Genomic DNA, 13,191 nt, shown 5'->3' with positions numbered 1-13,191 from the left:
CTAGGACAGGGCGGCCAGCTGGTCGCGCAGGGCGGTTTCGTTGCTCAGGCCGTACCGCATCGCGAGTTCGTACGCGGTGCGGATCGCGCCGAGTGCCTCGGCGTCGCGGCCCAGTGCGCTCAGGGCCTGCCCGTACACGTTCAGGGTCGCGGTCAGCGTCACGGGATTACCGGTGAGGCCGATGCATTCGATTGCTTCCTGGGCGCTGGCCGCCGCCGACCCGGGGTCTCCATCGGCGACCTGCGCCTCGGCGAGCCGGGCCGACACCCAGCCTTGCAAGAGCAGGTGCCGGGATTTGCGTGCGTGCTGTAAGGCGATGGTGCACAGGCGCACCGCCTCGGCGGGACGGCCGCGGTCCAGCGCCAGCTGGCCGTGCGTCTTCATCGCGAAGGCCTCGATGAACTCGTTGCCGATTCGCTGCGCGATCGTCAGCGCCCGATTCGTCAGGGCCTCCGCCTGATCCATGAGACCGGCCTCGATGGCGGCCCAGGCGGCCAGCGCATTGGACCAGGCATTGCCGAACTGGTCATCGACACTGTCGAATAGGAATGCCGACTTGTTGTAGTACGTGACCGCCTCGGTCGCATCGGTGACCACGGTGAGTCCCCCGCGCAGGAGTTCCGCCGTGGCCAGCAGCCGTCGGTCTCCCAACTGGGTCGCGAGCTCGGCCGCTCGCGCGTAGCCATTGCGGGTGATGTCGTCGTACTGACCGGAGACCAGATTGCAGTGCACGTATATCGCGGTCCGAATGCGCGCTTCGGCCCGGACATTTCCGACTTCGACGGCGCTGTCGAGCAGGGCCGAGAGTGCGTGGATCACATCCAGCGCGTCCTCGGACTCGGCGAACATGGTTTCGGCCATCGCCCACGCGAGATCGGCGGCGGTGGCAATCTGTCCGGGCTCGGTGGCCTGGATGTACAGGGCGGTCAGGGTGCCGCGTTCGCGGCGCGGCCATTCGCGGACCTCGGACTCGTCGGCGAACGGTTCACCGGCCGAGACGGTCGCCGACAGGTGTTCCGGCAGCCGGGTGCCGCGATTCCATTCGGCGGTAATGTATTTCGCGGAGGCCAGGTAGAAGTCCAGCACCCGCAGCAGCACCTCGTGCTGCTCGGCGTCGGCTTGATTCCTGGCGAATTGCCGGAGCAGGTCGTGGTAGCGGTAGCGCCCGGAGGCCGTGGTCTGCATGAGATTCAGATCCACCAGCGTCTCGCACAACTGCTCGGCCTCCGCCTGGCCGCGCTGAAGCAACCAGGCGATCGCGGCGATCGGCAGATCGGGAACCTCGGGCACGGCGACCAGGCGGAACGCGCGGGCCAGTTCGGTATCGAGTTGCTGATAGCTGAGCCGGAAGATCGTTTCCACCGCGACGTCACCGGCCTTGAGCTCATGCAGTGAGCGTTCCGTGGCCACCCGGTCGGCCACGGCGGCGAGCGACCATTGCGGCCGGGCCGCCACCCGAGTGGCGGCGACGCGCACCGCGAGGGGAAGTCCCTTGCAGGCGTCCACGATTCGATGCGCCGCCGCCATCTCCGCCTCGACGCGTTCCGGGCCGACAATGCGGGTGAACAGGTCCACGGACTCGTCGAAGGTGAGTCCATCGATGGTGGCCGGGGTGACCCCGGGCAATCCGGTCAATGCCGCCCGGCTGGTGATCAGCACACTGCTGCCCGCGGTGCCCGGCAGCAGCGGCCGGACCTGTTCGACGCCGGCGGCATTGTCCAGCACGATCAGAATATCCTTGTCCGCCAATGCCGTTCGGAACAATGCGGACCGGGCGGACAGTGCCGACGGCAGTTCGGCCTCGGCGTATCCCAATGCCACCAGGAAGCCGCCGAGCACGACATCGGGTGCGGCCGGGTGCGCGCCCATGCCGTCCAGGTTCACGTACAGCTGCCCGTCCGGGAACTCGCCCCGAACCTGATGTGCCACATGGACGGCGAGGGTGGTCTTGCCGATTCCACCCATGCCCGCGACGGCCGAGATGGTCACCGCCTGGCCGTCGTGAGAGTGCAGCCGACGCATGAGCTGTTCCACGATATCGGTGCGACCGGTGAAATCGGGTATGTCGGAGGGCAGTTGGGCCGGTGGTCGCGTTGTCAGCAGTGGTGCGGGTCGCGGGGCGGGTGCAGGGCGATCGGCGGCGAGGATCTGCTGGTGCAGGGCGGCGAGATCCGGGCAGGGTTCGACGCCGAGTTCTTCGATGAGGGTCCGGCGGATATCGGCGTATGCCTCGAGTGCCTCGGCTTGGCGGCCCGAGCGTGACAGCGCGGTCATCAGTTGCGCGAGAAGTCCTTCGTCGAGGGGATTTTCGGCGCTCAGGCTCGCCAGTTCGCCGACCACTTCCGCATGCCGTCCCAGCGCGAGGTCCAGGCCTATCCGCATGCGTCGCACCGCGAAACGCCGTTCGATCAGCCGGGCTCGCTGGGCTTCGGCATACGGTCCGGGGATGCCCGCCAATGGTTCGCCACGCCATAGCGGTCGCAGCGAGGTCAGCAGGGCATGAGCGCGTGCCGGGTCACCGGCGTCGGCCGCGTCGGCGGCTCGGCGAACGGTATCGGCCGTGGTGTCGATATCGACCGCACCCACGGGCAGCCGGAGCGCGTAACCGTCTCCCGCCGACACCAGGACCTCCGGTGGGGTGCGGGCCGCGCGGTCGGGTTCGAGGACGGCGCGCAGGTCGGCAATGTGATTGCGGATCGCCCCCGCGGCGCGGGCCGGTGGTTCCGTTCCCCAGACACCGTCGATCAATTGCGCCAGAGTCGCGGTGTGGTTGTGCTGGAGCAGCAATGCGGCCAGCACGGCCTGCCGCTGTGGAGAACCCACGTCGAGCGCCTCCGCGCCGCGGTGAGCCGTGAGCGGTCCGAGTACCGCGAACCGCATCTCGTTCATCCCAGCATCGTAAGCGCAGGTAACTGTCACGTTGCGGGGGGTCGACTCATGAGTTCCCGGTCATCGAGACCGACCACGCGGCTCTTGCCCATCTGTCTGGGACGGCTTTACACTGTAGTTGCTTCGGACACTCAGTACTAGGTACTGGGTGTTCTATAAAGGATGGCCACTATGACAGTCGCAACGTCTGCGCCCACACCCAGTTACCCCAAGGCTCGCCGGATCGAATTCCGTTTCGACGGACCGGATTCCGACAAGAAGTACTTCATCGCCGGGGACATGGTCTTCTCCCATTTCATCGCCACCCTCTCGGGTGCCTTCCCGGCCGCGGAGGAATCGTTCATCCGGTCCGTTCGCCGCTGCTCCGATCGAATCACCGACCCGGACTTGCGAAAACGCGTGGCCGGGTTCATCGGCCAGGAGGCCTCGCACGGCGCTCAGCATCGCAACCTCAACGAAAAGCTGGTGGCACACGGCTATCCCGTCGCTTGGGCGGACACGCCGGCCCTGCGTGCGTGGCTGCGAGCGTTCGAGGAGAGTGTGCCCCCGGTGGTTCACCTCGCTGCGGTCGCGTCCGCCGAGCACGTCACCGCGTTGCTCTCCGAACGGTCGCTCTCCAGTACGGAGATTCAGTCCATCCCGGCCGAACCCGAGTACTGGAACATCATGAACTGGCATACGCTCGAGGAGATCGAGCACAAATCGGTGGTCTTCGACGTGTTCCGCGCCATGGGCGGCTCCGAGACCACCCGGATCGGCGTGACGGCGGTCATGACCGCTGTCGCACTCCCGGGCGCCTTTGCGGCACTGGCGATTTCGATCGCCCTCGACCCGGTGGCGAACCGTCGGCCGGTGCGGCTCACGCGCGAGGCATACCGCCTGTTCCGCGGCCCGATCTTCCGCGGCCTCACCCGAGATCTGGCCAAGTACCTGCGCCCGGGCTTCCATCCCGACGACCACGACACCGCCGAGTTGCTCGAGCATTGGCAGCAGGAACTCTTCGGCCCCCACGGCGCCCTGGTGGATCACCTGAAGTAGCCACGCAGCACGGTCTGGTTCAGATCTCTCAGCCGTAGTCGTGAATGGCCGGTGGCGTCTGATCAGTTGAAGGTCACGCTCGGGCTCGCGTAGTGGTCCACTCGGCCGTCGGACCAATGCACCTGGAGTTCGGCGTGGTAGCTGTGCCCGGCAGCGGGATTGGCCAGACCGCCCGGCGTATGCGAGGTGAAATTGGTGCCGCAGGCGAACGGGGTGGTGAATACGGGCCAGTCGCCGTCCATCAGTTGCAGCACCAGATTGCAGCGGTCGCCATTGGGGTAACTGGTGTAGCTCCAGTACTCGATCGTGCCGCGCGTGCTGTCGGTGTCGACGCAGACGCGTGCGATATCCGGCCCGGCGCATTGGCCGGGAGCCGCTCCCGAACCGGTGTTGGGTACCGCGGTGGCGGAGCCGGTGCCGACGATGCTCGCGAGCATTCCCAGACCGGCGAGGGCGGTAAGCATTCGGCGGCGAGGTGACGTGGTGAAGCGCATTCTCATCTCCTGACGTCCCGGTGCGTCCGGGACCCGGTGATCGTGCCCGCCCGCAATCAGGAGGCGATCAGCGTCGAACCGGGCCGTGTGCGGGGGCGGTGATCGAATGCTGATTCGCCGGTGCTTGCCGTTCGATGTCCTTGTTATGGAAGAGATTCCGGCAGGGTGGCCAGCCTGTCGCGCAGCTCGGTTTCATTGGTCAGTCCGAGTCGCACGGCGAGGTCATGGGCGGAGCGGATCGCGTCCAGTGCTTCGCGATCTCGGCCCAGTGCACTCAATGCCTGCCCGTAGGCGTTCAGGGCCGAGGCCAGTGTCACCGGATCGCCGGTTCGGGAGATGCTGTCGACTGCTTCGCGTGCGCTCACCGCCGCCGAGTGCGGGTCTCCGGCAGCGATCTGTGCCTCGGCGAGCCGGGTCGACACCCATCCCTGCAATAGCCGATGCCGGGTCTGCCGGGCGTAGGCCAATGCCGTGGTGCACAGGCGAACTGCTTCCTCGGGCTGATCCCGCCGCAGCGCCACGCGGCTGTGCGTCTTCATGGCGAAGGCTTCGATGAATCGGCTCCCGGCCACGCCGCCGAGGCGGAGTGCGCGGTCGGCCGCGGCCTCCGCCGAATCCAGCAGACAGGCTTCGGCATTGGCCCAACCGGCCAGGGCCGTGGCCCAGCCATTACCCCACAGATCATCCATATCGCCGAAAAGCTTTGCGGCCCTCTCGAATAGCGTAATGGCAGCGGCGGCATCGGTGACCATGGTGAGAGCGCCGAGCACGAGGTCCGTCGTCGCGAGTAGGCGGCGATCATCCGCCTCGGCGGCCAGTGCGGCGGCCCGGGCATAGCTGCTGCGAGTGTCGTCGCCGTACTGACCGGAGACCAGGTTGTGATGGGTGTACATGGCGGTCCGGATCCGCGCCTCGGCCCTGGTATTTCCGGTTCGGACCGCCCCGTCGAGCAGGGCCAGCAGTGAATGACTCACTTCCAGGCCATCTTCGGACTCGGCGAACAGGGTTTCGGACATCGCCCAGGCGAGGTCGGCGGCGAGGGTGATCGCCGGTCCCGCGTCGGCGGCGGCGTGCGCGTACAGGGCGGCGAGGGTGGCGTGTTCGCGGCGCGGCCAGTCCCGGGCGGCGTCCGCATCGGGGAACAGCTCCCCGGTCGACGTGGTCGCGGACAGGTGTTCCGGCAGCCGGGTGCCGCGATTGCATTCGGCCGTAATGGATTTCGCGGACGCCAGATAGAAATCGAGCAGCCTCGCCAGCACGGTGTCCCGTTCGGCGTCGGGTTGATTGCGCGCGAACTGCCGGAGCAGATCGTGATAGCGGTAGCGGCCGGATGCCGTGATCTGCAAGAGGTTCAGATCGACCAGGGTCTCGCACAGCTGCTCGGCATGTGCGTGGGTGCGCTGCAACAGCCAGGTGATGGCGGTGATCGGCAGGTCGGGCACTTCGGGCACGGCGACCAGGCGGAAGGCTCGCGCGAGTTCGGCATCGAGCTGTTGATAGCTGAGCTGGAAGATCGTTTCCACCGCGAGGTCACCCGTGGCGAACTCGTGCAGCGATCGGTCCCGGGCGATCCGGTCGGCCACCGCGCCGAGCGACCACTGCGGCCGCCCCGCCAAGCGAGCTGCGGCGACCCGCACCGCCAGGGGAAGACCCTTGCAGGCAAACACAATTCGCTGTGCGGGCTCGGGCTCGGCCGCCACCCGCTCCGAGCCGACGATATGGGTGAACAGCTGCATGGCCTCGTCGACGGCGAGCACATCGATGGGTGCCAGTGTCGCCCCGGACAGTCCGGCGAGCGTGGTCCGGCTGGTGATCAGTACTCCGCTGCCGGCGGTGCCGGGGAGCAGTGGCCGGACCTGTTCGGCGTCGGCGGCATTGTCCAATACGACCAGAACATTCTTGCCCGCCACAGCGGTTCGGAACAATGCCGCTCGCTCGGCCAGGGCGGTCGGCAGGTCGCCCTCCGCGTATCCCAGTCCCACCAGGAAGCCACCGAGCACGACATCGGGTGCGGCGGGGTGCGCACCCATGCCGTCGAGGTTCACATACAACTGCCCGTCCGGGAAGTCGGCGCGGACGAGGTGAGCCACGTGCACCGCGAGGGTGGTCTTGCCGATTCCGCCCATGCCGGAGATCGCCGAGATGGTCACCGCCCTGCCATCGCGGGCGCGCAGCTGGCTGACGAGGTGTGGCACGGTATCGGTGCGGCCGGTGAAATCGGCTATGTCGGAGGGTAATTGGGCCGGTGGGCGCGGTGCCGGAACGGTGGCCTGCCGGGCTGCCGGGGCAACGGCCGGTTGTGGCGGATACGCCGTCTCATCACCGGCGAGGATGTGCCGGTGCAGGGCGGTCAACTCCGGACCGGGTTCGACACCGAGTTCATCGATGAGAGTCCGGCGGATATCGGTGTACACGTCGAGGGCCTCGGAGGGGCGGCCCGACCGCGACAGGGCCGTCATGAGCTGGGCGTGCAGCCACTCGTCCAAGGGATGTTCGGCGGTGAGGGCCACCAACTCACCGATCAGCTCCGCGTGCCGCCCGAGGGTGAGCTCCAGATCGATGCGGGTGCGGCGCACCGCGAACCGGCGTTCGATGAACCGCGTGCGCTGGGATTCGGCGTACGGTCCGGGCACTCCCGACAGTGGTTCCCCGCGCCACAACGATCGCAGTTCGGTCAGCAGGCCGTGGGCGCGGACCGGATCACCGGCCTGTTCGGCCTCGGTCGCCAGACGGACGGTCTCGGCGGCGATCTCGACATCGACCGCGCCCGGCGGCAGCCGCAAGGCATAACCGTCACCCGCCGAAACCAGCATCGTCGGCGGCGTGCGCGCCGGGCGGCCGGGTTCGAGCACGGCCCGCAGATCCGCAATGTGGTTGCGAATCGCGCCCGCTGCCCGAGCCGGTGGCTCCGACCCCCACACCGCGTCGATCAACTGAGCCAAGCTCGCGGTGTGGTGCTGCCGCAACAGCAATGCCGCCAGCACCGCCTGCCGCTGCGGCGATCCGGTGTCGAGTGACTCCGTACCACGCTCGACAGTGAGCGGACCGAGCACCGCGAACCGAATGTCATGCATACGAACATCGTAGGCACTGGTAATAACCAGTCTTTTGCGGTGTCGCCTGCGGCCGGGCTGCCGCGATACCGTAGGAGGCGAGCGTGACTCGGGTCGTTCGTCCAGCCGTCGGTGCGGATGTCGCGAGCAACGAGGTGGCTTCGGCTTCGAGTGGGTGGTGAGCGGCTTCGATATGGTGGGTTCGGAGCGTTTCCTTGCGGCGTTGGCGGCCGTACCGCGCAGGTTCGTCGGGCCGTCGCGCATCTGTGTGGCCTGTGTCGAGGTGCTGGCCGTGCAGGGTGCCGCGATCGCGATCGATGCCACCGATACCGGCTGGGAAGTATTGTGCGCCAGCGATTCGGTCGCCGACCGGTTCGAGGCATTACAGGCCACCGCGGGGCAGGGCCCGGGAATCGACGCGGCCCTGGGATGCGAGGTGGTGGTGGTCGAGGACAGGGCGTTGATCCAGCACCGATGGCCGCTCCTGGGTGCGATGATGGACCGCGGGGAGTCCGGGGCGGTCTATTCGATTCCGTTGCAAGCCGGGGCCGCCCGATTGGGTGTGCTGGATCTGTTCTGTGAGAAGCCGGGAAATCTGGATAGGGCGCAGTGGGCGGCGGTGTCCTCGGTCGCGACGATGGTGACAGCGATCCTGCTGTCGGATCAGCACGCCGACGCCGACAGCGTCGAGATGGTGCTGGGGCAGTGGTGGAGTTCCGCGCTTCGCACCCGCGAGATCCATCAGGCGAGTGGAATGGTCGCAGTACAACTGGGTGCCCCCGTTCGTGACGCTTACTCCCGCATGCAAGCCCACGCCTTCGCGCGGGGACTCACCTTGGCCGAAGTCGCCGCCGACGTGGTGGCGCGCCGATTGCGATTCAGCGATGTGACCGAGACACCATGACCCGCAACGGATATCGAATCGAAACGCAATAGGAGGCGGTCATGATGGAGCGAGAAGGCCCGCTCGTGAAGGCATTCGTGGAACTGGCGGATACCCTCGTCGCGGACTACGACCTGATAGAACTGGCGCAGCGCCTCGTCGATGACTGCGTGCGCCTGCTGGCTGTCGACGCCGCGGGCATCCTGCTGGCAGCGCCCGGTGACGGATTGCAGGTCCTGGCCTCCACCAGCGAACAGACCCGACTGCTGGAACTGTTCCAGGTGCAATCGGAGGCCGGTCCGTGCCTGCTCGCCTTTCAGACCGGCGTCGTGGTGCTGGTCGAGGATCTGACGGTCGAGCCGGATCGGTGGCCCGCGTTCGCGCATCGCGCGATCCAGGACGGGTTCCATGCGGTGTGCGCGCTGCCGCTGCGGCTGCGCGACGAAAGAATCGGAGCGCTGAATCTGTTCTCCGCCACCGCAAGTGTCTTGTCGCCCGAGGACATCCTCGTCGGGCAGGCGCTGGCCGATGTCGCCACCATCGGGATTCTGCACCAGCGTGCGGCCACCAGGTCGGAGACCATCAACCGGCAGCTGCAGACGGCGTTGAACACCCGCGTCATTATCGAACAGGCGAAAGGCATACTCGCCGAGCGTCGCGGACTCGACATGGACAAGGCCTTCGGGCAGTTGCGCGCTTATGCCCGCACCAACAACCTGCGCCTCACCGACGTCGCCCGCGCCGTCGTCGAGGGCGCCACCGATATGGCGCCGCTACTCGATGGCTCCGGCCTCTGAACCGCGATCGGGGGTGTAACGGAGCGCCGCACCGGTCCGGTTCAGCGGGAGGAACGCCAGCAGAAGATGTCGGTGACCTGCCGAGGCTGGTCTCGTTCGACATGCCGGGCAGGCAGAGCGTTGGACAGTACTTTCTGCCATTGCGTCGCCGTCAGCGCACCTCTCCACCCCGTGCGGGCCCGGGACTGCGGGTCCTCGAGCATCGCGAGCGCGACGTGTTCCACATGCATTTGCCGGTGCCCGCTGGCGTTGGCGAGATCCACCGCGCGTTGTAGCACCTGTTCGAGTTCTGCGGTGATCCATCCATCGATGTGGGTCATGTCCGTCGTCTTGGTGGGCGGAGAGACCCACTCCTCATTACCGGTGCGCGGCGTCGTTGTCACTGTCGTCTCCAGTCTCGTATGGGCGATCGGGATGGATTGCCGGGGACCAGAGCAAGAGCCATGATGCCGACAAAGGCGACATATCACCAGGTCAGCGTGGTAATTCCCATCATTGTCCACCTGAAGCGCTGAAACACCTACAAACAAACCGCAAGCCCACCAGACGAACCGGGCGAACGGTTTCCTCCGCGGGAAGTGACCGTGGCCCGCAGTCTCATTCGACGGACCGCCCACCGAGATGGCCTAGGCTGTCGGGGCGGCCGGAATTCGGTTCAGAGATGACGGACTGCGCTGTCGACTCGGGTTTACGGGCGCCAGCTCGGACAGGGAGCGCACCATGGCCGATGGCCGCCAATCGGGCGGCGGCAGCGAGTGACTATCGCCGATTCCGCCGTCACCCGCTTCCTGACCACCCTCCGGGACGGGGCCGGGCCCATCGCCCGCTTCTCGGGAGGCAACGAGCTGTGCGAGGCGAGTGTGCGGGTGCTGGCCGCGGCGGAAGCGGCGATCACGCTGGCCATGCCGGATGGCCGTTGGGAGGTCTTGGGTGTCGCGGGCGCGAACGCCGCGCGATTCGCCGATGCCCAGGCCGCCGTGGGCGAGGGACCCGGGCCGGAGGCGCTGCACGCCGGTGTGCCCGTGCGGCTGCACAGCTTCGCCGACTCCTTGTCGGCCGGTCGCTGGCCGCTGCTGGCACAGTGGGACGGCACCGGACCCCTCGGGGCGATGTGCTCGGTCCCGCTGCGAATGGGCGCCATCAAGGTGGGATTCCTCGATCTGCTGGACGCGGACGACATCGTGACGACCCGGTCCGGCTACCAGGATGCGGTGCAGGTCGCCAACGCCATCACCACGCTCCTGCTCTCGACGCTTCCGTCCGCGAACCACGGGACCGAGATCGACGCGGCCGCCGCGGGGCAGTGGTGGGAACAGCCGGTGTCGACGCGCGAGATCCATCAAGCCACCGGAATGGTTGCGGTGCAATTGGATTGCCCGGCGGCAACGGCATATGCCCGGCTCGTGGGTCATGCGTTCGCCACCGGGCAGGCGCTGCCCGAGGTGGCCGCCGACGTGGTCGCTCGCAAGCTGCGGTTCTCACCGGAACCCGAGGCCGACGGCCGGTCGTCCCGGGGTGCGGCGCCCGATCCGGTCGCGGGGGTGTGAGCGTCATGCGGGAAGTCCTAGGATCGGTAACCGGAAGGGTGAGTGACATGGCAGCTCGAGACGGAGCATTGACCGCCGCGCTGATGCGGCTGGTCGACACCCTGGTCCTCGAATACGACCCGGTCGAACTGACCCAGGACCTCGTGGACGCCAGCGTCGAGTTGCTGGCGGCGGACGCGGCCGGGCTACTGCTGGCCGACGGCGGCGGGACATTGCAGGTGTTCGCCTCGACATCGGAAGAGACCCGGCTGCTGGAGCTGCTGCAGATCCAGTCGGCCGCGGGGCCGTGCCTGCAGGCGTACGCCACCGGGGAGCAGGTCCTCGTCAGCGATATCGACGCCTCCGCGCAGCGGTGGCCCGCCTTCGCCGAATACGCGGGCCGCCAAGGGTTTCGCAGCATGTGCGCGCTTCCGATGCGCTTGCATTCCGAACGCATCGGCGCACTGAACCTCTTCACGACCGCTACAGGTGCGTTCAGCGCGGAGGATTTGCGGATCGCGCAGGCGCTCGCCGACTTCGCCACCATCGGCATTCTGCATGCCCGCCTCCTGGCCGACTCCCTCACCGTCAACGAACAGCTCGATACCGCCCTGAACACCCGGGTCATCATCGAGCAAGCCAAGGGCATGCTCGCCGAACGGGCGGGACTCGATATGGACACCGCCTACCGGAAGCTGCGCGAGTACGCGCGCACCAACAGTCTGCGATTGTCCGAACTCGCGCACGCGGTGGTCGATCGCACCGTCGACCTGAACGGCATCACCGGCCACGCCTGACGAATATCGCGGCTCAGTCGTCGACGGTCTTTGCCGCGGCGGCAATCGGTTCGAGCTTCGCGATCAACTCGTCGAGTTCGTCCGCGCTGAGCACGTCGTACGCCGACGCCGCCAATTCATCGGTGAGCGCCTCGATCCGCTGCCTGGTTTCCCGGCCGGTGTCGGTGAATCCCCCTGCGGCGTCCACGAGGCCGCGGTCGCGCAACCCGTCGAGGACTGCGGCCAGCTGTGCCTTGGGCAGGTGGTGGATCCGACCGAACTTCTCGGCCTTCATTCCGAGGGACAGAGCCATGAGAACGTGAGATTCGATGCCGCCGATGCCCTGTGCGGTGAGGACCGCATTGTGCCCGTCCCCGCGATGCTCGCGCAGCAGCGTCGCCGCATGCCACAGCCCTGCCACCGGATCCTCGGGCATTGCGAGCGCCCGCAGCCCGGCGTACAGCGGGCGCCCCTCGGTCGGCGCACTGACAGCTGCCCGAGCAGCGAGCTCGGCGACCCGCACCAGATCGGGAGACTCGGCAAGCTCCCCGATCTGCTGCCGCAGCGCGTCGGCGCTACTGCGCTCCCGCACGGCGATCGCCTCCTGCGGGGTGACCTTGCCCCAGACCCAAGGGATATGACGCGCCACCTCACCATCGGCGAAGTTGTAGAAGACCGCATGCACCACCGCGGCCGGTGCCAGCCCCAACGGTGCCGCCCGCCCCGCGAAATATCCATCCCAATAGTTGCGCATGCCCAGGGCACGAAATGCCTCGTCCACCAACGCGGAGAAGGTAACCGTGGCAACGGGTTCCACGAGCTCGAACATGCGGTGGATCTTGGCCTGCACGTGTGACATCGCTCAACACTCCTTCTCAGCAGGGGCTGCTTCACTTCGCGCCCCATCACGGCGGAAGTGTCGCTGAAGTAGACGCCACGCAGCGGCCGAACTCATCGACTTGGCGATGTTGCCGCTGAACGCGCTCATCAGATTCCACGGTCGATCATGTCCAGGAGTTGGGCGGTGAGGTCGTCGAGTTGGTCGGGTTCGAGAAAACGAAGCGGTCCGTCGACGGCCAGGTACGCCAGTCCGTGCACGGTCGGCCAGACGAGAAACTCTGCGCCGGGCCGCCTTTCGGGCTGCAGCAGACCAGCTTCGGTCAAGCCGTCGAGCGCATCGGCGAGCAGTTCGATCGCCGATCGCCCGGTGGGTCCTGCCGATGCCGGTTCCGCGACCGCGGACACGTCGCTCTGAGTCGCGAAAGCGGTGCGGAACAGCCCGGGTTCCTCACGCGCGAATCGCAGATACCCCGTGCCGATGGCTCGAAAGCGCGCCCGCGCCCGCGCAGCGGCGGTGCCCGGCTCCGGCAGCGCGTCCTGTTCGGCGGTCATGGTCGCGGCCAGCCTCGCGAGTGCGACCCGGGCGACGGCCTGCACCAGCGCTTCTCGATCCTTGAAATGCGTGTAAGCCGCGTTCGGTGCGACCCCCGCGCGCCGGGCCGCCTCACGCAGCACGATCGCCTGGGGCCCACCGCCCTCGCGCGCCATAGCCACTCCCGCCTCCAAGAGGGCTTCTCGTAATGCGCCGTGCCGGTAGGTGGTTCGCTGGGCCGACTTGGCCGCGGTGTCACTCATCGCTGCTCCTGGCTGTGCTGGACAGGTTTTCTGGACGTTGTTCAGATTCTATCTGGACAACGTCCAGAAGTCGTGTATCTTTTGTTCTGTACAGCGTTCA

At 67.3% G+C, this 13,191-nt stretch carries 11 protein-coding genes; 5 read left to right on the top strand and 6 right to left on the bottom strand.

Annotated elements, in window-relative coordinates:
• A complete protein-coding gene (locus tag AB0N05_RS01300) occupies positions 1 to 2,889 on the bottom strand; it encodes a BTAD domain-containing putative transcriptional regulator (RefSeq protein WP_364685896.1) in 2,889 nt (962 codons plus the stop codon).
• 171 nt (positions 2,890 to 3,060) lie between these two features.
• Here AB0N05_RS01300 and AB0N05_RS01295 point away from each other — a divergent pair, with 171 nt between their 5' ends.
• Entirely contained in the window at positions 3,061 to 3,927 is an 867-nt protein-coding gene (locus tag AB0N05_RS01295) for a metal-dependent hydrolase (RefSeq protein ID WP_364685893.1), read from the top strand.
• 62 nt (positions 3,928 to 3,989) lie between these two features.
• Here AB0N05_RS01295 and AB0N05_RS01290 read toward each other — a convergent pair whose 3' ends face one another.
• Positions 3,990 to 4,421: a hypothetical protein gene (locus tag AB0N05_RS01290; RefSeq protein ID WP_364685890.1), complete on the bottom strand. Its 432-nt coding sequence runs from the start codon at positions 4,419 to 4,421 to the stop codon at positions 3,990 to 3,992.
• A gap of 143 nt (positions 4,422 to 4,564) precedes the next feature.
• The gene (locus AB0N05_RS01285; protein ID WP_364685887.1) at positions 4,565 to 7,495 is read right to left on the bottom strand and encodes a BTAD domain-containing putative transcriptional regulator; all 2,931 of its coding nucleotides are present in this window, start codon (positions 7,493 to 7,495) and stop codon (positions 4,565 to 4,567) included.
• Between the two features lie 157 nt (positions 7,496 to 7,652).
• Here AB0N05_RS01285 and AB0N05_RS01280 point away from each other — a divergent pair, with 157 nt between their 5' ends.
• Complete coding sequence (locus tag AB0N05_RS01280) at positions 7,653 to 8,378, top strand: GAF and ANTAR domain-containing protein (protein ID WP_364685884.1); 726 nt, start codon at positions 7,653 to 7,655, stop codon at positions 8,376 to 8,378.
• 41 nt (positions 8,379 to 8,419) lie between these two features.
• Entirely contained in the window at positions 8,420 to 9,154 is a 735-nt protein-coding gene (locus AB0N05_RS01275) for a GAF and ANTAR domain-containing protein (RefSeq protein ID WP_364685881.1), read from the top strand.
• Positions 9,155 to 9,195: 41 nt separating this feature from the next.
• Here the strand turns inward: AB0N05_RS01275 and AB0N05_RS01270 are convergent, their stop codons facing one another.
• A complete protein-coding gene (locus tag AB0N05_RS01270; protein WP_364685878.1) occupies positions 9,196 to 9,537 on the bottom strand; it encodes a Clp protease N-terminal domain-containing protein in 342 nt (113 codons plus the stop codon).
• A 372-nt stretch (positions 9,538 to 9,909) separates the two neighbouring features.
• On the opposite strand from AB0N05_RS01270, the gene AB0N05_RS01265 reads away from it, so the two are divergent.
• Both AB0N05_RS01265 and AB0N05_RS01260 read left to right on the top strand, forming a co-directional pair.
• Positions 9,910 to 10,701 carry an ANTAR domain-containing protein gene (locus AB0N05_RS01265; RefSeq protein ID WP_364685875.1) on the top strand — a complete coding sequence of 264 codons (792 nt, stop codon included), beginning with the start codon at positions 9,910 to 9,912 and terminating at the stop codon, positions 10,699 to 10,701.
• Positions 10,702 to 10,748: 47 nt separating this feature from the next.
• On the top strand, positions 10,749 to 11,477 hold the full coding sequence (locus AB0N05_RS01260; protein WP_364685872.1) for a GAF and ANTAR domain-containing protein: 729 nt from the start codon (positions 10,749 to 10,751) through the stop codon (positions 11,475 to 11,477).
• Positions 11,478 to 11,490: 13 nt separating this feature from the next.
• On the opposite strand, the gene AB0N05_RS01255 is transcribed toward AB0N05_RS01260, so the two are convergent.
• Together AB0N05_RS01255 and AB0N05_RS01250 are read right to left on the bottom strand one after the other, a co-directional pair.
• A complete protein-coding gene (locus AB0N05_RS01255; RefSeq protein WP_364685869.1) occupies positions 11,491 to 12,315 on the bottom strand; it encodes a MarR family transcriptional regulator in 825 nt (274 codons plus the stop codon).
• Between the two features lie 128 nt (positions 12,316 to 12,443).
• Positions 12,444 to 13,091 carry a TetR/AcrR family transcriptional regulator gene (locus AB0N05_RS01250; RefSeq protein ID WP_364685866.1) on the bottom strand — a complete coding sequence of 216 codons (648 nt, stop codon included), beginning with the start codon at positions 13,089 to 13,091 and terminating at the stop codon, positions 12,444 to 12,446.
• Positions 13,092 to 13,191 lie beyond the last annotated feature (100 nt).

This window comes from Nocardia sp. NPDC051030, from assembly GCF_040683015.1.
Classification (GTDB): Bacteria; Actinomycetota; Actinomycetes; order Mycobacteriales; family Mycobacteriaceae; genus Nocardia.
Note: the sequence above shows the minus strand (reverse complement) of the source record. Positions and strands in the feature narration are given on the sequence as shown.